At 66.7% G+C, this 17,423-nt stretch carries 19 protein-coding genes; 9 read left to right on the forward strand and 10 right to left on the reverse strand.

From position 1 onward, the window contains the following. Positions 1-2: 2 nt before the first annotated feature. Entirely contained in the window at positions 3-605 is a 603-nt protein-coding gene (locus tag Q0X61_RS03555) for a type II toxin-antitoxin system VapC family toxin (protein ID WP_297740417.1), read from the forward strand. Positions 606-838: 233 nt separating this feature from the next. On the opposite strand, the gene Q0X61_RS03560 is transcribed toward Q0X61_RS03555, so the two are convergent. From Q0X61_RS03560 to Q0X61_RS03570, 3 genes are read right to left on the reverse strand one after another with little or no spacing between them, the layout of a single operon-like run. Then, entirely contained in the window at positions 839-1,330 is a 492-nt protein-coding gene (locus tag Q0X61_RS03560; RefSeq protein WP_108870614.1) for a GNAT family N-acetyltransferase, read from the reverse strand. Positions 1,331-1,379: 49 nt separating this feature from the next. Further along, positions 1,380-1,871: an MATE family efflux transporter gene (locus Q0X61_RS03565; RefSeq protein WP_297740420.1), complete on the reverse strand. Its 492-nt coding sequence runs from the start codon at positions 1,869-1,871 to the stop codon at positions 1,380-1,382. 35 nt (positions 1,872-1,906) lie between these two features. Beyond that, a complete protein-coding gene (locus Q0X61_RS03570; RefSeq protein WP_297740422.1) occupies positions 1,907-2,623 on the reverse strand; it encodes a peptidase E in 717 nt (238 codons plus the stop codon). 46 nt (positions 2,624-2,669) lie between these two features. Between Q0X61_RS03570 and Q0X61_RS03575 the strand changes: the two genes are divergently transcribed. Next, positions 2,670-3,170 (forward strand): NUDIX hydrolase, encoded by a 501-nt coding sequence (locus Q0X61_RS03575; protein WP_297740424.1) that lies wholly within the window; start codon positions 2,670-2,672, stop codon positions 3,168-3,170. 97 nt (positions 3,171-3,267) lie between these two features. Here Q0X61_RS03575 and Q0X61_RS03580 read toward each other — a convergent pair whose 3' ends face one another. Next, the gene (locus Q0X61_RS03580) at positions 3,268-4,668 is read right to left on the reverse strand and encodes an MATE family efflux transporter (protein WP_297740426.1); all 1,401 of its coding nucleotides are present in this window, start codon (positions 4,666-4,668) and stop codon (positions 3,268-3,270) included. A 309-nt stretch (positions 4,669-4,977) separates the two neighbouring features. Between Q0X61_RS03580 and Q0X61_RS03585 the strand changes: the two genes are divergently transcribed. The 3 genes from Q0X61_RS03585 to Q0X61_RS03595 all read left to right on the forward strand — a co-directional run bounded on the left by Q0X61_RS03585 (position 4,978) and on the right by Q0X61_RS03595 (position 8,925). Further along, on the forward strand, positions 4,978-6,309 hold the full coding sequence (locus Q0X61_RS03585; RefSeq protein WP_297740428.1) for a hypothetical protein: 1,332 nt from the start codon (positions 4,978-4,980) through the stop codon (positions 6,307-6,309). A gap of 420 nt (positions 6,310-6,729) precedes the next feature. Next, entirely contained in the window at positions 6,730-7,809 is a 1,080-nt protein-coding gene (locus Q0X61_RS03590) for an SH3 domain-containing protein (RefSeq protein WP_297740430.1), read from the forward strand. 288 nt (positions 7,810-8,097) lie between these two features. Beyond that, positions 8,098-8,925 carry an SH3 domain-containing protein gene (locus Q0X61_RS03595; RefSeq protein ID WP_297740432.1) on the forward strand — a complete coding sequence of 276 codons (828 nt, stop codon included), beginning with the start codon at positions 8,098-8,100 and terminating at the stop codon, positions 8,923-8,925. A 69-nt stretch (positions 8,926-8,994) separates the two neighbouring features. On the opposite strand, the gene trpB is transcribed toward Q0X61_RS03595, so the two are convergent. Then, a complete protein-coding gene (gene trpB, locus Q0X61_RS03600) occupies positions 8,995-10,212 on the reverse strand; it encodes a tryptophan synthase subunit beta (RefSeq protein WP_297740434.1) in 1,218 nt (405 codons plus the stop codon). Positions 10,213-10,301: 89 nt separating this feature from the next. Continuing rightward, positions 10,302-10,427 carry a hypothetical protein gene (locus Q0X61_RS03605; RefSeq protein WP_297740436.1) on the reverse strand — a complete coding sequence of 42 codons (126 nt, stop codon included), beginning with the start codon at positions 10,425-10,427 and terminating at the stop codon, positions 10,302-10,304. A 158-nt stretch (positions 10,428-10,585) separates the two neighbouring features. On the opposite strand from Q0X61_RS03605, the gene Q0X61_RS03610 reads away from it, so the two are divergent. Together Q0X61_RS03610 and Q0X61_RS03615 are read left to right on the forward strand one after the other, a co-directional pair. After that, a complete protein-coding gene (locus tag Q0X61_RS03610) occupies positions 10,586-12,100 on the forward strand; it encodes an ABC transporter substrate-binding protein/permease (protein ID WP_297740438.1) in 1,515 nt (504 codons plus the stop codon). Continuing rightward, on the forward strand, positions 12,097-12,882 hold the full coding sequence (locus tag Q0X61_RS03615; RefSeq protein ID WP_297740440.1) for an amino acid ABC transporter ATP-binding protein: 786 nt from the start codon (positions 12,097-12,099) through the stop codon (positions 12,880-12,882). The genes Q0X61_RS03610 and Q0X61_RS03615 overlap by 4 nt, the downstream gene beginning before the upstream one ends. 9 nt (positions 12,883-12,891) lie before the next feature. Here Q0X61_RS03615 and Q0X61_RS03620 read toward each other — a convergent pair whose 3' ends face one another. Next, the gene (locus tag Q0X61_RS03620) at positions 12,892-13,296 is read right to left on the reverse strand and encodes a rhodanese-like domain-containing protein (protein WP_297740442.1); all 405 of its coding nucleotides are present in this window, start codon (positions 13,294-13,296) and stop codon (positions 12,892-12,894) included. Positions 13,297-13,447: 151 nt separating this feature from the next. Between Q0X61_RS03620 and Q0X61_RS03625 the strand changes: the two genes are divergently transcribed. Continuing rightward, positions 13,448-14,422: a polysaccharide deacetylase family protein gene (locus Q0X61_RS03625; protein WP_297740444.1), complete on the forward strand. Its 975-nt coding sequence runs from the start codon at positions 13,448-13,450 to the stop codon at positions 14,420-14,422. Here the strand turns inward: Q0X61_RS03625 and Q0X61_RS03630 are convergent. Beyond that, positions 14,406-15,833: an NAD(P)/FAD-dependent oxidoreductase gene (locus tag Q0X61_RS03630; protein ID WP_297740446.1), complete on the reverse strand. Its 1,428-nt coding sequence runs from the start codon at positions 15,831-15,833 to the stop codon at positions 14,406-14,408. The genes Q0X61_RS03625 and Q0X61_RS03630 overlap by 17 nt on opposite strands. A 126-nt stretch (positions 15,834-15,959) precedes the next feature. Here Q0X61_RS03630 and Q0X61_RS03635 point away from each other — a divergent pair, with 126 nt between their 5' ends. Next, positions 15,960-16,538, forward strand: coding sequence for a 2'-5' RNA ligase family protein (locus tag Q0X61_RS03635; protein ID WP_297740448.1), 579 nt, complete (start codon positions 15,960-15,962; stop codon positions 16,536-16,538). Here the strand turns inward: Q0X61_RS03635 and Q0X61_RS03640 are convergent. After that, on the reverse strand, positions 16,523-17,296 hold the full coding sequence (locus Q0X61_RS03640; protein WP_297740450.1) for an adenosylcobinamide-GDP ribazoletransferase: 774 nt from the start codon (positions 17,294-17,296) through the stop codon (positions 16,523-16,525). The genes Q0X61_RS03635 and Q0X61_RS03640 overlap by 16 nt on opposite strands. Beyond that, on the reverse strand, positions 17,293-17,423 hold a 131-nt coding region (locus tag Q0X61_RS03645), incomplete at its 5' end, for a bifunctional adenosylcobinamide kinase/adenosylcobinamide-phosphate guanylyltransferase (protein ID WP_297740452.1). The genes Q0X61_RS03645 and Q0X61_RS03640, both read right to left, overlap by 4 nt.

Consider the following 17,423-nt stretch of genomic DNA (forward strand, 5'->3'; position numbering starts at 1 on the left):
CAGTGCTCTGCCGCACACCGCTGTGTCGCGACCGGCTCATCCTCGACGACATCCCTCGCCGCATCCTGTTGCTGGGCCTGCGCGACGAGGCGTCGGCGATGGAAGTACCAGGCACCGAGCAGCGGGATGAGCGCCGCGAGTCGACGCCGCCAGGCTCCGTGAGGACATCGACGCCATCGTGCACCAGTCGCTGTGAGCAGCAGCTAGCCAGCCGGGCTGCTCGATACCAGCACGCTCATCGACCTGGTCGGGCTCGATCCGGACAGCCTTCCCACGGGCCGGCCATCTGCACGATCACGTTGGCCGAGCTCTCCGTCGGCCCTCTGGTGGCGAGATCTCCCAGAGAACGCGCAGCACGGCAAGCACTGCTGCAGCAAGCCGAGGCCGATTTCGAGCCGTTCCCCTTCGATGCCAGCGCCGCACGAGCTTTCGGATCGGTCGCTACATTGCTGCGCCAGGCTGGCCGCAAGCCGGCTGCGCGGGCCTTCGACGCGCTGATCGCCGCCGTTGCGGTGTCACAGAATCTGCCGCACTACACCGCGAATCCCGCTGATTTCGCCCACATCGATGGCCTTGAGGTGCGCGCAGTCTCGTACCTCAAGTAGCAGTGACCGCGACGACGTCGTCGACGGCCCGGGCGCCGGACAGTCGACCGAGCCCGTCGCGCAGCGGCGCCGACGTAGGTGAGGTCCTGTTCGCACGGCATCGCCGGATGGACATGCTCGGGCTTGCCGAACAACGTGAGCGCCGAGCACTCCGCGAGCCCCTCGAAGGCGTGGAGGAATCTGGCGCGGCAATCGTCGGACATGGAGCATCCGCCGCCGCCAGGCCCTGCCGGTCAGCCGATCCGGCGCAGCATGACCCCGTCGGTCTCCCGCCCCGGCACCGCGACGAAACCCTCCGCCTCGTACAGGCGCACGGCGAAATTGTCGGCCTCGACGGACAGGCTCACCTGCCGCAGCCCGTGCGCTTCCGCCTCCGCGACGACCGCCCGCAGCAATGCGCGGCCCAAGCCCCGTCCGCGCGCGGCCTCGTCCACCCACAAGCTCACCTCGGGCGTGGACTCGTCGACGAAGCCGTAGCCGCGGTCGTCGTCGGACAGCATGAGCGACCAGGCAACGCCGACGGGACCGCCGTCGGCTTCGGCAACGACCCCGAAGTCGCCGCGGGCTTCGTCGAGGCGCGTGTAGTGCCGGAACTCGGGGCGCGATCGGATCTCGTCGATCGTGAATCGGTCCCCGCACCAGTTCATCGTGCCGAGGGTCGCGCGCTCAAGGAGCGGCCCCTCGTCGGGGCGGAGCGGCCGCAGCGTCGTGTCCTGCTCAGTCACGGGCAATCTCCTTCGGCGTGTGCGTGATGGTAAGACGCGTTCACGCTACTCACCCCGCGCCTCGAGTGCGAGCTGCCGTCGCTGGAAGAACCACGACCACAGGACGGGGATGAGCCCGGGCCGCCCACGCGAACGGCCCTGCCAAGATCACGCCGATGAACCCCACCTTGTCCACCATCCACAGGCCAATCGAGCCGCGGGCCGCCAGCTGGCACACCCCGGAGATGGTGGGCGCGAGCGTCACGCTCAGCCCCTGGATCGCGCTGCGCACGACCACGAGCAGCGCCAGCACGCTGTAGAGCGCCGCGTTGATGACGAGGTACTCGTGCGCCATCCGCACGACGTCCGGCGCCCCGTCGCCGACGAAGATCGACACCAAGCCGGGTCCGGCGAGCACGATGCCGACGCCGAGCACGACGCAGAAGCCGATGGCGAGGAGCAGCGAGTCCCGGACCCCGACGAGAATCCGCCGGGGCTGGTGCGCGCCCGCGTTCTGGGCCGCGTAGCTGGTCATGGCGACGCCCATGCCCATGAGTGGCACGACGATGGACGGCTGGCCTGGCGGCGGACCGGCAGTCAGCCGCAGAGGCCGTTGCGCAGCTCTCTCGCCTGCAACGCCGCTTCGTGTGCAGCGTCGTCCTCCCTGCTGACCCGATAGGCCGTCCTGCCTGGACTCTCCGTGACTACCTCCGACACCGACCCGTCCCGCCAGCAGATCGCGACGCCGTCGTCGACAGCCCAGGCGTCGGGCAACTCTCCAGCAGCCACCCAACGGTGCAGCGTGTCGCGTCGGTGCAGCTCGCCGAGGTAGTGGGGACACGCCGTGCCGGGCAGCCAACCGAGCCCGTCGTGCAGCGGCGCCGGTGCGCCGAATGAGTCCGTTGAGCTTGCCTCGAACCAGCAGTTCATGCCAGCGCTGATGCCTGCGAGGATCGCACCGGAATGGGCCGCAGCCGCGAGGTGTTCGGGTACCTGGTGAAGCCTCCAGATCGCCAAGAGGTTCACCGTCGAGCCGCCGCCGACGTAGATGAGATCCTGTTCGCGCAGTATCGCCGGATGGACGTACTCGGGCTTGCCGAACAACGTCAGCGCCGAGCACTCCGCGCGTCCCGCGAAGGCGTGGAGGAATCTGGCGCGGTAGTCGTCGGAGTCTCCCGAGGCTGTGCCGACGAAGCACACGCGCGGATGGCGCTTGCCCGTGAGTTCGAGCAGATACTCGTCGATGGGGCTCAATGTGCGGCCGTCGTCGGACATTGAGAATCCGCCGCCGCCGAGGGTCACGATCGTCGTCATTGGTACAGTCTGCCACGGCGCGCCCGGCCACTGCCAAGGAGTCAACATGCATCACGAGCCCCGCGACTGCACGTTCGACGAGGACGGCCGCTGGTTCCGGCTGCGGGCCTGCGCCGTGCTCATCCACGACGGCGCGGTGCTCATGATGGACAACGAGCAGGACCCGTACCACTACTCGATCGGCGGAGGCGTCCGACACGGGGAGACCGTCGAGGACGCGGTCCGGCGGGAGTGCCTCGAGGAGACGGGCCTCGATCTCGAGATCGACCGCCTGGTGTTCATCCACGACCACCACTTCTCCGACACCACGACACCCGAGCTCGCCGGGCGCGAGTGTCACGAGGTGGCCTTCTACTTCCTCATGCGCTACGACGGCCAGGAGATCCGCGACGGCAGCCTCACCACGAGCGGCCTCCCGGAGCGCTGTGAGTGGGTGCCGATCGCGGAGTTCGGGGCGAGTGGCCGCATGTACCCGGAGTTCTTCGGCACGGAGCTGGCCGAGCTGCCCTCCGCTCCCAAGCTCATCGCGACACGGACGCCCAGCTGATCCTCAAGGCTTCCCAACGCGCGTCCGGATTCCATGAGAGCACGATCATGGCGCGGCTTGCGGATCTGGACACGCGTTGCGCGGCCCGCCCGGCCGCTCAGGCCGCGTGGCAGGGTTGCAGACAGCCTGCGTCCTCCGTCTCGACGACAGCCTCTGACACCTCGCGGGCCTGCGCGACGAGGCGTCGGCGCTGGAAGAACCAGGCCCCGAACAGCGGGATGAGCGCCGCGAACCACGCCGCTGGCGCGGCGATGATGGCCCCGATGAATCCGACGTGCTCGATCACGAGCAGCCCGATGATGGCGCGCGCGATGAGCTCGGCGACGCCGGACATCGTCGGAGCCAACGTCGAGCCGAGCCCCTGCAGCACATTGCGAATCATGAACAACAGCGCGAGTGCCCAGTACATGGCGGAGTTGATCACGAGATAGTCGTGCGCCATCGCCACGACGACGGGAGACCCGTCGCCAACGAACACCCGCACCATCACGGTTCCGCCGAAGAAAATGGCGAGGCCGAGCAGCAGCGCGAGCCCGACGGAGAGGAACGTCGTCTGACGCACGCCCCGCAGGATGCGCTCGGGCTGCCTGGCGCCGGCATTTTGCGCAACGAAGGTGGTCATCGCCATGCCGACGCTGGCGAGCGGCACGACAGCCACCTGATCAACGCGCAGGGCGGCTGTGAAGGCCGCGACCGCGTCGGTGCCGAGCCCGTTCACGCCGTACTGCAACAGCGCAGCACCCACGGCGATGATGGACATCTGGAAGCCCAGCGTCAGCCCCAGGTTCGACGATTCCTTGATGCGGGCGACATCGATGCGCCAGTCCGAGCGTTCAACGTGCAGCAGGGGCATGCGTCGCCAGATCAACAGCAGACACATGAGCGCCGACACGAGCTGAGCGAGCACCGTCGCGAGCGCCGCACCTCCCACGCCCATCTGGGCCGGGCCTACGAACAGGATCACGAGGATGACGTTCAGCACACACGCGAGGATCAAAAACAGCAGCGGTGTGCGGCTGTCGCCCAGCGCCCTGATCACCGAAGTCAGGTAGTTGTAGCCGACGGTGGCCAGCGAGCCCGCGAAGAACACGGCGAGGAACTCCGTCGACTGCGCCATGAGCTCCTCGGGGGTACCCAGCAGGCGCAGGAGGAAGCTCGATCCAAAGACCCCGATGAGGGTGATCGCCACGGCGATGGCGAGGCTGATCCACGCGCCGGTGGTAACGGCCTTGCGCATCCCGGCGGTGTCCCCTGCCCCGTACGCGCGGGAGACGGGAATCGCCAAGCCGGCCGAGGCGCCCATCGCGAACCCGAACAGCAGGAACTGCAGGCTCCCCGACGCGCCGACCGCCGCGAGCGCTTGGACGCTGATCATCCGGCCGACGACGATGGTGTCGGTGATGGCGTACACCTGCTGAAACAAGTTGCCGATGAGCAGCGGCAACGTGAAAACGACGATGAGTCGGAGGGGCGATCCGACTGTCAGGTTCTTGGCCATGAGCGACTCTTCTGCAAGCGACGACGAGGCCCCGGGGGGGCTGGGGAAGCGGCCGGGCATGCCGGGCGGGATGTGTGGTTTGATGGAGCGGGACCGACGCGGCGCCCAGTAGCCTCGGCGCGACGACGAACGTCTCCGATGGCGGTCGTGGAACGACGGCCATCATTGTATAGTCGTCAATCAAAACAGGCCAAGCCGGCCACAGGTTGGTCCGCATCGCGAAATCGCCCGAAACCCGTGTGCGCGAGAGTAGCATGTCCTCACCCTCGCCGGTAGCATCCTTCCCCTCGACGACCAACGGAGGTTCGCATGGTATATCCGACAGGAGCGACGCAGGAAGTTGCGCCGCAAGATCTCTTCTTCTCCATCACCGATGCCCGTGGAGTGATCAAACAGGCAAACAGCGTGTTTGTCCGGCTGTCGCGCTATCCTCTGCACGAGCTCATGGGCGCACCGCACAACATCATTCGTCATCCTTCCATGCCAGGCGGCGCCTTCCTACTGATGTGGGAGACTTTGAAGGCTGGCAAGCCGTTCTGTGCCTACGTCGACAACCTGGCAGCCGACGGCTCGCGCTACACCGTCTTCGCCACGATCACACCGCTGGGTGACGACTACCTGTCGGTCCGCATTCCGCCGTCGCAGACTGCCCTGCTCGACGCAGCCCGTTCGTTGTACCAGGCGACGCGCCCGCTGGAGCTGCAGCGTCGCGAGGAGGGAGCGAGCGCCCACGCTGCCGCCGTGGCCGGACTCGAGCGACTCGCTGAGCTGCTCGTCGAGGCGGGGATCCCGAGCTACGACGCGTTCATCCAGACTGCCCTGCCTGCCGAGGTGTTGGGTCGTGCCGGAGCCCTCCCCCAACGCCCATTCGCGGTCGGTGCCCTCGCGGAGCTCCTGGCTGCAACACATCGACTCCACGCCGCAGTCTCCAACTGGGTGTCCCAGCTCGGTCAGCTGCAGCAGCTCGCCGACGACCTGATCGCCGGAGCCGAGGACGTGCACCGCGCCGCGGACGACGGCAACCGCGCCGCTGCCGAGTTCGACGACATCCTGAATCGCCGCGAAGGATTCTCCCCAATCGCGGGCGTCCTTTCACTGTGGACTCAGATGATGCCCGAGGTCACGAGCCGGCTCACACCCCTGGCTGAGCGCCTCGAACAGCTCCGCGAGCTCACCGCCACGACGCGCTTCGGCATCGCGCTCTCGGCGCTGCACTCGGAGTCGATGGCGCAGTTCGTCTGCGAATTGATCGACGACGACACCTCCGACGCGCGTCCGGCAATCGCCGACCTCGCCAACGCACTGCATCAGGGCGTCGAGGAAGCTACGGCGAGCCTCCGACAGCACCATGAGCTGTCTTCCGAGGTGGCGCAGGAGGCCACCGAGCTCGCCGAGCTCATGAAAATCCCGACGACTGTCCTCGCCACCTGGCAGACGATGGTGACCGACCAGGACGATGACCTCGCCAAACTTCTGCCACGTGCTTCCGAAGTGGTGCAACGAGGAGTCACCGACGCCAACCACCTGGTTACCCTGGCCGAGCGTTGCCGGGAGGCTGACGTCGTCGCGAGTAGCGAGACGAGCGAGGCCCTCGCCGATGTTCAACGGCTGGCACGGTTGGTCGTCGGCACCATCAACTGACTCGCCCGGCGCATCCTCTTTTGCGGCGGCTCTGCGTCGTGCGATGGCCCACCTGAGCAGGGCAGATGCCAAATACCCCCTTGCCCTGCCGAACCGGACAGCAGGGGGCGAAGGCACCATGTCGACGGCCTCCACGACCACATCTGCGGCTCCGTGATCCTCATCGTCCCTGCACCGCAGCGTCGGCATGCTGCTGAATGTTAGGGATCGCCGTGCCCTGCCTCTGAGTCGCGCCTGCACGCACATCGATGATGGGCCGCGGGCACCGTCGGGCCGGCAAAACTCAGGTACAACCGTAGAGACTTTTGATCCCTTCGGATACACCCTGTCCGCTTCCGGCCACGCCTGCACCACCACGCCGATTCCAGCCCGGGCACTGCCTTAAGATCCGGGCATTCCCTCCCACACGAGAAAGGACCCATGATGCAGCGTCGTTCCTGGGCCCGCCGTGCAGCGCTTGCCACCTTCGCAGCGCTGGTCGGCGTCGGTGGAGCTGCCCTGCCCGCGCAGGCAGCCACCGCATACACCACCGACACGGTCACCCTCCGCTCCGGTACCACCACCTCCTCCTCAGCCCTCGGCACCGTGCCCCGCGGCATCGCGATCAACGTCATCTGCCAGGCCAAGGGCCAGGCGATCTCCGGCACCTACAACACCGACTGGTGGGCCAAGCTCACCTACGGTGGCAAGACCGGCTACATCTCCCGCGCCTATGTGCGCGTCCCCTCCGGCACCAACGTCCCCACCTGCGGCACGACGCGTCCCGCGCCTTCTGGCAACGGCACCGTCGTTGGCGGTGGGGTCAACGTCCGCTCTCAGGCCAACCTGCGCAGCCCCATCGTGACGAGCATTCCTCCCGGCACGAACGTCGCCATCCAGTGCCAGACTCGCGGCGCCAATGTCGCAGGCGTCTACAACTCTGATTGGTGGGCCAAGCTCACCTACAACGGAAAAACCGGCTACGCATCCCGGGCCTACATCCGCGTTCCTAACGGCACGAATATCCCCACCTGCGCAGGCTCTCCAGCCCCTGCTCCTGGTGGCGTGAATGCTTGGACGCCACACGCCGTCGACACTCCCATTAGCCGTGAACTCGTCATCGCACGCGGAAAGTTCTGGACCGACAAGCGCCTGCCCTACAACTGGAATATCAGCCACAAGGACCCGCAGGGCAAGTACTACCGGGCAGACTGCTCCGGCTTCGTCTCAATGGCGCTGCACCTGGGTTGGAGCCCGAGCACGGTCGATCTTCGCAGGTATGTGCACCCCATCCACAAGTCGCAGCTGCGCCCCGGTGACATCATCGGCAACCTCGGCCCTGGCACCGGCGGGGCGAACGGCCACGTGGTGATCTTCAACGGCTGGGTGCCCGGCAGTAACCAGACCAGGTTCTACTCCCTTGAGCAGCAGGGCAGCGTGGGCGCGATCGCACAGGTGCGCCCGTGGGGCACCAGCTACTGGAACAAGCAGGGCTGGCGCTACAACAAGATCAGCAACTGAGTTTGTTTGAGCCATTTGAAGTGGGGGCTCACTCGCAGGCAGAGCGGGTGAGCCCCCATTTTGCTGCGCTGCCACGAGCGCCACGACCACGACGAGCATGTGCGCACGCGGGGCGCGCTACCGCACCCAGACGAGTGCGCCTTTTAGCATGCGGCACGCCTCATTACAACCATGGGGGCGACGATCGTCCGGTTCCTGCCGGGCTCCCTGTGAGGTGAAGGCTCGCTGCGGAGTCGCCCTTAACGTCGAAGGTAGCCCAACAACCGATTGGCGAAAGGGAAACCCATCATGTCGAAGCAACACTCCCGACTCCACAAGACCGCCCTCGTCGCGTCTGCCGGCGCGATTGCTGCTGTGGCCGTGGTCACCCCCGCGCACGCCGCATCCGCAACCACCACCGACGCGGTGAACCTGCGCAGCGCTGCGTCCACGTCGTCGCAGGTGCTGCTGACCGTGGGCGGCGGGCAGTCCGTCGAGGTTGAGTGCCAGACCACCGGGGAAAGCGTTTCCGGCACGTATAACTCCAACTGGTGGGCGAAAACCACCGTGAATGGGCGCACTGGCTACCTCTCGCGCGCCTACGTCACCATCCCGTACGGCACCGACGTTCCCACCTGCAGCGACGCCCCCGCCCCCGCCCCAGAGCCCGAAGGCGGCGTATCCGCCTTCACCCAGCACGAGGTCGGCGCCCCGATCAGCCGGGAGCATGCGAGAGCCCGCGGCATGTTCTGGATCAACAAGCATGTTCCTTACAGCATGAGGGCCTGGACGGCCGGGCCACTCGGGCGCAACTACCGCACCGACTGCTCCGGCTTCGTCTCCATGGCCTTCCACCTCCCGGAAGACGCCAATACTGCCAGCCTGGGCGAGAAGTACTTCACCCCGATCCCCAAGTCGGAGCTTCGTCCTGGCGATGTCATCGGCAACCTCACCCCGGACAGCCTGGGCGCTGCGGGCCACGTCGTGATCTTCGACGGCTGGGTCGAGGGCAGCAACCAGACACAGTTCCACAGCATCGAGCAGCGCGGCGGCAACGGGTCATGGGCCGGCGTGCGCAACTTCGGTGACTCCTTCTGGAACAAGCAGGGCTACCGCTACAAGCACATCACCAACTGATTTTCAACACAGAAGGGGCCGCATCGCTGATCAATGCGGCCCCTTCTTCTCTGTGGTCTGCCTCAAGATTCAGGCTCGCTGCTTCAACACCTCGTCGACGTAATCGATGTCCTTGTCACCGCGTCCTGAGAGGTTGACGATGAGCGCTTGATCCGCCCCCATCCTCGGCGCCAGCTTGATGGCCTGGGCCACCGCGTGCGACGACTCCAGCGCAGGGATGATGCCCTCCAGCCGGCACAGCGTCTGGAACGCGTCGAGGGTTTCTTCGTCGGTGACCCCGACGTAGTTCACGCGGCCTGCTTCCTTCAGGTACACGTGCTGCGGGCCCACGCCGGGGTAGTCCAGCCCCGAGGCGATGGAATGCACGGGCGACGGGGATCCGTCGGCTTCCTGCAACACCAGCGTGTGCATGCCGTGCAGCATGCCGGGCGAGCCCTTCGCCATGGTGGCGGCGTGCTGCCCGGTCTCCAGGCCCTTCCCTGCCGGCTCGACGCCGTAGATCTGGACGTCGTCGTCGCCGAGGAACGCGTCGAACAGGCCGATCGCGTTGGAGCCGCCGCCCACGCACGCGACGATGGCGTCGGGGAGTTTGCCCTCCTGCTCCAAGATCTGGGCGCGAGCCTCTTGGCCGACGACCGACTGGAAGTCGCGCACCATCGTCGGGTACGGATCGGGCCCGACGACGGAGCCGATGCCGAAGAACATCTCATCGTAGTGCTCGGCATAGGTGACGAAGGCGGAGTCGACGGCTTCCTTCAACGAGGCGCCCCCCTCGTCGACGGGGACGACCTTCGCACCGAGCAGTTCCATGCGCAGCACGTTGGGGTGCTGCTTGGCAATATCAATGCGCCCCATGTGGATTTCGCATTCGAGGCCGAGCAACGCCGCGGCGGTGGCGAGCGCAACGCCGTGCTGGCCCGCACCGGTTTCGGCGATGAGCGTCTTCTTGCCCATGCGCTTGGCGAGCAGCGCCTCGCCGAGCGTGTGGTTGATCTTGTGGGCGCCGCTGTGGTTCAGGTCTTCCCGCTTCAGGTAGACCTTCGCTCCGCCGAGTTCGCGGGTGAGGTTTTCTGCGAAATAGAGCAGCGACGGGCGCCCAACGTAGGTGCGCAACAGCCGCTGATACTCGTTCATGAACTCCGGATCTTGCCTGGCTTGCGCGTACGCGTCGCGCACCTCAGCGATGGGGGCCACGAGATGAGGAGGCAGATGGGCGCCTCCGTACTCGCCGAAGAAGCCCTCGGCATCAGCCCGGTAGTAGCCCTCTTCGACTGCTCGATCAGTCATGGTTCTCCTTCGATGTTGGCCCCAAGACGAGAAAAGATCGCCTCCGAACGGGGCGATCTTGTTAGCTTCGCGCAAACCAGTGAACCGCCCTAGGCGGTCCACCACATCTGGTTCACGTTCACGGCGATGAGCCTAGCACGCTGAGCGAGCATCGTCGGACGGTGTTCACCAGCGCCGAGACACGCGGGCGCGGCGGAGCTCAAAGGGCTTGTCACATAGTGGTATCCGTTCACAGATGGCCTGGAAACCACTATTGTCGATAAAGACACCACCGCTGAGCGATGGTGGTCACGGTGCATGTCGATAACGACTTCAGGCGTGTTTCGAGACTGGCGCGTTCGGTGGTATCAACAAGCCAACCGAAGGGCAAATAATGAAGACACGGACGAGATTCGCCCCGTGCGCCATAGTGCTGGCTCTCCTCACGCTCATCTTGACAGCATGCGCGACTGGAGGCCAGGGCCAACAAGACGGCGAACCCAAGCTCATCAAGGACGGAGAAATCGTCGTCGCCATGAGCGGTGAGTTCCGCCCATTCAGCTACTGGGAGGGCGAGCAACTCACCGGATTCGACTACGACATCGCCGCGGCGCTCGCGGACGAGATGGGGCTCAAGCTCGTCACTAAGACGGCCGGGTTCTCCACGCTCGTGGAGGGCACCGCGCAGGGCCGTTACGACATGCTCGTCGCCTCCACTTCCGCCACGGAAGACCGCGCAAAGGTGGTGGATTTCGCCAACGGCTACTACTCCTCGGGCGCGCAGTACTTCGTGCGCAAGGGCGAGCAGTGCACGAGCATCAAGGACACCCCAAACCCGACGGTAGGCGTCGCCAGCGGCACCAGCTACGAGAAGTACCTGGCTGACGAGGGCATCACCACGCAGGTGAGGACCTTCGAGTCCGACATCACCGCGCTGCAAGACGCTGAGACGGGGCGTCTCGACGGTGCCCTCACCGATCGTCTCGTCGGTCAATTCCAGATCGAGAAGGCCGGGCTGAACCTCGAACCGTGCGGCGAGCCGCTGTACCTCGAGACGCAGGCCCCTGCCGTCGCGAAGGGCAACCCGCTGCTCGGCAAGGTGAACGAGGCACTCGAGACCATCATCGAAAACGGCACCTACGGCGAAATCTCGAAGAAGTACTTCGGCGAAGACATCTCCGGCGACATCGACAACGAGCCGGTAAAGAAAATCATGGAGAATGCGGAGGCGTCCGAGGGCCCGCCGAGCTTCGGTGAGCTCTTCGTAAACCACGCCGGCACCTTCATGAAGGCCGCGCTGCTCACGCTGCAGGTGACCGCTGTGGCGCTGCTCATCGCCGTCGTGCTCGGCTCCGTGGTCGCCTGGATGAACATGTCACGCTTCCTGCCGCTGCGCTGGCTGGCTGCGGGCTACATCGGCTTGATTCGCGGTACGCCACTCATCGCTCAGCTCTTCCTGCTGTATTTCGGCCTCACCAAATACGTCAAACTCAGCGACTTCTGGGCCGGCGCCATCGCACTCGCCATCCATAACTCCGCCTACATTGCGGAGATCGTGCGCTCGGGCTTCCAGTCGGTGCCCGGCGGCCTCGTCGAGGCCTCCCGCTCGCTCGGCATGAGCCGTTTCCAGGCGCTGCGACGGGTGCAGATCCCGCTGGCCACCAGGGCCATCTTGCCGGTGCTCGGCAGCCAGTTCATCATCGCGGTGAAAGACTCGTCGCTCGTGGCGTTCATCGGTATGGGCGAGCTATTCCGCACCGCACAGAACATCGCGGCTTCGTCATACTCGCCGCTCAATGCGTACCTCGTGGTATCCGTCTACTACCTGATCATCGTGCTCGTGCTGACTGGCTTGGTCACGCTGCTCGAACGCAAGTTGAACCCCGATAAGAAGGAGGCGAAAGCATGAGCGCCGAAACGACCGACCAGGACTTCTTTGAGACCTCCGCCGACGACGCCAACGTCGTCGAAATGCGCGACGTCACCAAGTACTTCGGCAAGACGCTCGTCTTCAAAGACATCGATCTTGACATTGAAAAGAGCGAGGTCGTCGTGCTCGTCGGCCCCTCCGGCGCGGGTAAATCCACGCTGTTGCGTTGCGTGAACGGGCTCGAGACCATCAGCAGCGGCACCATTCACGTCGCTGGCGAGGAGCTCCGGTACGACGAGAGCCACCTCAACAAGATCCGCTCGCGGGTGGGCATGGTGTTCCAGCAGTTCAACCTGTTCCCGCACATGAAAGCGCTAGACAACATCACCGTCGCCCAGCGCGACGTGCTCGGCCGCTCGTCAGATGAGGCCGTCGAGAAGGCGCGGGAAATGCTGGATCAGGTGGGCATGTCGCACAAGGAAGATGCCTTCCCCGGCAGCCTGTCGGGCGGACAGAAGCAGCGCGTCGCGATCGCCCGCGCGCTGGCGATGGACCCGGCGATGATGCTGTTCGACGAGCCCACCTCCGCGCTCGACCCGGAACTGGTGGGCGAGGTGCTCTCCGTCATGCGCGATCTCGCCAACGACGGCATGACCATGCTGTGCGTCACCCACGAGATGCGCTTCGCCAGGCGCGTCGCCGACCGGATCGTCATGGTGGCCGACAAGGGCATCGCCGAACAAGGCTCGCCCGAGCAGTTCCTCGACAATCCGCAAACCGACCGCGCGAAGGAATTCCTCGCGAGCATCGATGAGGACTAAGCCCGACCGCTACCGCTCGACGGCGTACCCGGCCTCCTGCCAGGCGGCAAACCCGCCTGCCAGGTGGGCCACGTCGTCGCGCCCCATGTGTTGCAGCGCCGCTGCGGCCAACGCGGAACGCCAGCCAGAGCCGCAGTAGAGCAGGAGCCGACGCCCATCATCGAGCGCAGGCTTGTAGTAAGGGCTGAGCGGGTCCACCCAAAACTCGAGCATCCCGCGTGGCGCCCGAAACGCTCCAGGGATGGCGCCCAGCTTGGCAATCTCGCGGGGGTCGCGGATGTCGACCACGAGCCAGTCGGGGTGTTCCAGCAGCGCGAGGGCTTCGTCGACGGCGAATGCGGTGACCTGGTGGCCCGCTTCCTCCACGAGTTGGGCGGCGCTCAGGCGCAGCGGTTCGCCTGGCTGGCGCGTCATGCGTCGCTTCCCCTGCCTGGTGCGTACGGTTCTCGGACGATCATGCGCACATGCTAAACGGCCGACGTTCCACCCGCCGGGATTTCGAGGGATTGTTCGCAGCAACCACGACGGACTTGGAAAAACGCGCGAACCGGTGTGCAATAAAGCCATGCGTTGGAAAACTGTGGTAACGAGCGGCCTCGTGTGTGGCGTGTTGGCGGTAGCGGCGTGCGCGCCTGCGCCGAGCATGGTGGCAATCGGGGAGACCCCGACTGCGCCCTCGAGCGCCCCCGCGCCCGCCGCGACGCCGACGCCCACAGCAACCCCGGAGCGCTCGGCGAACCCAGCGGCTTCCACCCCTGCCCCCACGCCGACGGTTGAGCCTTCGTCGAAGGCCCCGGTGACGCCGTCGATGGAGGCATCGAGCACCCCGTCGAGTGATGCGTCGGGCACCCCGTCTAAGCCCACGGGCACCCAGTCCCCCGCCGACGACGCAGCTGCCGCCACCGTCGCGTCGGGCAAGCGCCCGGATTGCTCGAAGCTGCGCTGCATCGCGCTCACTTTCGACGACGGCCCCGGCCCGTACACCAAGCAGCTGCTCGATACCCTCGCGAAGACGGGCTCGAAGGCCACGTTCTTCGTGCTCGGGCCGAACGTGGCCTCGCGGCCGGAGCTCGTTAAACGCATGCAGAGGGAAGGGCACCAAATTGGCAACCACTCTTGGAGCCACCCGCAGCTCTCGCACCTGTCTTCGCAAAAAGTGCTGAGCGAGATTGAACGCACCTCGGCCGAGGTCAAGAAGATCACCGGGCACGGCACCAACGGCATCCGCCCGCCCTACGGCGACTTCAATAAGTCCGTGCGCAACACGCTCTCCAAGGTCCCCGACGGCGAGATCATCCTGTGGAGCATCGACACCCTCGACTGGAAGACCCGCAGCACTGCAAAGACCATCGCCTCCGTGAAGAAGGAGGCCCGTCCGGGGGCTATCGTCTTGATGCACGACATCCACCAACCCACCGTCGCGGCGGTGCCCACCATCGTGAAGAATCTCCTTGCCGAGGGTTACACGCTGGTGACCGTCGACGACCTCCTCGCCTCGGAGCACCCCAAGTCGGGACAGGTGTTCACGCACCTCGGATGACGGCTCGAGCGGCCCACGCCCCCGCCATGCCATGCACCCCGGCGCCAGGGGGCGTCGCCGCCGATGCCAGGTAGAGGCGGCCTTTGCTCAGCGTGTAGGGCGTGAGGCTCATTCCTGGGCGCAGCAGCGCCTGGAGCCCGGCCATGCTGCCGCCCGCGATGTCCCCGCCCACGAGGTTGGGGTTCCATCGTTCTAAATCCGACGCGGTGGTGCGGTGCGCATCGACGATGCGGTTGGCGAACCCCGGCGCGAATCGCTCGATCTGCGCGGTGACAAGGTGCTGCACGTAGCCGGGTTCGGGTTCCTCGTACCCATGAGGAACATGGGTGTAGGCCCACACGACGTGCCCGGCTGAGGCGCGCGAAGAGTCGGCCACCTGCTGCTGACACACCAGCACGAACGGACGCGTCGGCATGGTTCCGACGGCGACGCTCACCTCCGCGCGATGGATCTCGTCGAGCGTGCCGCCAACATGCACCGTGCCCGCGCCGCCTACCCGTGGGTCGGCCCAGGGGACGGGCGCGTCGAGCAGATAGTCGATCTTGTACGAGCCGGGGCCGTAGCGCCAGCGGGCGAGCCGACGTCGGGTGCGCTGCGGCAGTTCGGCGTCGAGTGCCAGCACCTGGCGCGGCGTGAGGTTCAGCACCACCGTGCGGGCGGGAAGCTGGCGCAGGCTCGTGATGCGCTGCCCCAGGTGGATGCGTCCGCCGTGCGCTTTCACCGCCGCCGCGAGCGCGCGGGTGATGGCGCCCGAGCCACCTTCGGCGACGGGCCAACCACTCGTCATGCCGAGCGTGTTGAGCAAGTGCGCGAACGACGCGGTGAGGGGCTTCGACAGGGGCACGCTCACGTGCGCCGCGGAACCGGCCAGGAGTGCGCGGGCCGCGTCCTCGCGGAACAGCGCGTGGCCCAGCGCGCGCGCCGGGCACATCGCGGGGAGCCCGAAGCGCGCCAGTGTTATGGGATGGGGCGGGAGGCGCAGCATCGGGCCCAGCACATTGGTGAGGTGGGCGTCGATGCGCTCCACCAGGTGGCGGTGGAGGCGCAGCCAGGCCCGCTCATCGCTGCCGAGTTCGCTCGCGGTGGCTTCCAAGTTTCGGTGCAGCAAGGCCGCGGGGGCGTCGTCCAGCGGGTGCGCGAGCGGGATGCTGGGATGCCGCCAGGTGAGGCCGAACCGCTCCAGCTCCAGGGCTTGGAACACGGGGCTGGCTACGCCGAACGGATGTGCTGCTGCGCCCAGGTCCACCGTCGCCCCAGGAAACCGCTCGGCGGAGGTGCAGGCGCCACCCACCTCGCAGGCTTGCTCGAAAACATCCACTTGGAAGCCAGCGCGCGCGAGCAGTGCCGCCGTCGTGAGCCCGTTGGGGCCGGCGCCCACCACGGCCACACGCCGCCCCTCAGTTGCTCCCACCTCGGCCCCTGCCTCTACTCGGGAAAACTCGACTGAGCTCACTCTAGATGCAAAAAACTGGCCCTGGCGGGCGAAAATCCCCATCTGGAGTGCGCTTCGTCGAGCATACGCCGATACAGTGCCCGCATGACGATGCCTTGCGAGGACCGCGACTTCCACCAGTGGCACCGCGGCATCCCGCACGCCTACCTCTGGGGGTTCCGCACGCCGACGGATATCCTGCCCGCGCGCGCGGCACTCGATGGGCTCATCCTTCCTCGCTACGAACGCGATCCGCACGTCACGGTGGCCTACTGCGGGCTCGAAGGCACGGAGTTCACGCTCCCGCGCCGCGACGACGACCTCCGCCGCTTGCGTCCCCTGTGCCGCGGGCCCGTGCAGATCACGCCGTGGCGGTGGGGGTCGTTCCCGCCCTCGCCGATGCTGGAGCTGCGCTCACCGTGGGTGCACGAGGCCCACGACACGTTGAGCGAGGGGCTTCCCTACCGGATTCTGCGGCCGTACCGACCACACGTCACTGTCGGGTTCTACTCGGTTGCGGTGCCGTTCGACGAGCCCGCCGCCCGCATGGCGACGGTGCCGCTGCCCGGCTCATTCGAGGTGAGCGCGTTGGAGCTGCTGCGCTACGACACGCACGATATCGCAGGGCCGCTCACGGTGGTGGGGCGCCTCGACCTCAGCACGGGCCGCTACGCCAGCGCGTGACCGGCGACGGCCAACCCCACGAGCGCGGCGGTCTGGGTGATTTCGATCACGGATCCGAACACGTCGCCAGTGCTGCCACCCAACCGACGGATCACGTGCCGCGCCCAGCCGTACCCCACCGCGTAAGCGCACGCCACGGCTCCCACGAGCGCGACGGCGCCCACAGCATCGGACACCCACCAGCCGAGCGCACCGGCGAGTAGGAGCACGCTAACCGCGTTGGCGGCCACGGCGAATCGTCCGGGCGTGCCTGCGATGAGCGCGCCGAATCCGCCTGGCCGAGCGGAGGGGCCGCGCGAGGCGAAGAGGCATCCGGTGCGCCCCACCGCCGTCGCCAGCGCCACGGCAGCGCCAGCTTGAAGCGGCGCGTATGCCGTTGTCAGATCGATGATGGCGCCTGCCTGTAGCAGCAGCACGAGCACCATGGTGATGACTCCCATGGGGCCGATGTCGGACTGCTTCATGATGGCCAGTGCCTCGACGGCGGGCTTGCGCGAGCCGAGCCCGTCGGCGGTGTCGGCGACCCCGTCGAGGTGGAGCCCCCCGGTGAGCGCGGCGAGCACCGCGAGCCCACCGAGCGCCCCAACCCACGCGGTACCGACGGCGGCGCCAGCCCACACCACCGCTCCCGCCAGGGTGCCGAGCAGCAGCCCCACGAACGGCATGGCTGCCATAGCGCCTGCAGCGGCGTCGCGGTCGATGTTCTTGGGTGGGACGGGGATGAGGCTGAACAGCCCGAGTGCGGTGATGGGCCTCACTTGAGCCTCCGCGCGATGCCCGCGGTGACCAGCCAAACCTGGTCGCACACCGCCCCGACGGTGGCGTTCACGCGTCCGAGTTCGTCGCGGAAGACGCGCCCCGAGAAGGTGGCTGGCACCACGCCCG

The organism is uncultured Tessaracoccus sp., assembly GCF_947255005.1.
GTDB lineage: Bacteria > Actinomycetota > Actinomycetes > Propionibacteriales > Propionibacteriaceae > Arachnia.

Bases quoted from the DNA above. Each gene is read 5' to 3' on its own strand.
- Q0X61_RS03620 (WP_297740442.1), bottom strand. From the start codon at position 13,296: ATGACGCGCCAGCCAGGCGAACCGCTGCGCCTGAGCGCCGCCCAACTC.
- Q0X61_RS03635 (WP_297740448.1), top strand. From the start codon at position 15,960: ATGACGATGCCTTGCGAGGACCGCGACTTCCACCAGTGGCACCGCGGC.
- Q0X61_RS03590 (WP_297740430.1), top strand. From the start codon at position 6,730: ATGATGCAGCGTCGTTCCTGGGCCCGCCGTGCAGCGCTTGCCACCTTC.
- Q0X61_RS03575 (WP_297740424.1), top strand. From the start codon at position 2,670: ATGCATCACGAGCCCCGCGACTGCACGTTCGACGAGGACGGCCGCTGG.
- Q0X61_RS03570 (WP_297740422.1), bottom strand. From the start codon at position 2,623: ATGACGACGATCGTGACCCTCGGCGGCGGCGGATTCTCAATGTCCGAC.
- Q0X61_RS03595 (WP_297740432.1), top strand. From the start codon at position 8,098: ATGTCGAAGCAACACTCCCGACTCCACAAGACCGCCCTCGTCGCGTCT.
- trpB (WP_297740434.1), bottom strand. From the start codon at position 10,212: ATGACTGATCGAGCAGTCGAAGAGGGCTACTACCGGGCTGATGCCGAG.
- Q0X61_RS03585 (WP_297740428.1), top strand. From the start codon at position 4,978: ATGGTATATCCGACAGGAGCGACGCAGGAAGTTGCGCCGCAAGATCTC.
- Q0X61_RS03580 (WP_297740426.1), bottom strand. From the start codon at position 4,668: ATGGCCAAGAACCTGACAGTCGGATCGCCCCTCCGACTCATCGTCGTT.
- Q0X61_RS03625 (WP_297740444.1), top strand. From the start codon at position 13,448: ATGCGTTGGAAAACTGTGGTAACGAGCGGCCTCGTGTGTGGCGTGTTG.
- Q0X61_RS03610 (WP_297740438.1), top strand. From the start codon at position 10,586: ATGAAGACACGGACGAGATTCGCCCCGTGCGCCATAGTGCTGGCTCTC.
- Q0X61_RS03615 (WP_297740440.1), top strand. From the start codon at position 12,097: ATGAGCGCCGAAACGACCGACCAGGACTTCTTTGAGACCTCCGCCGAC.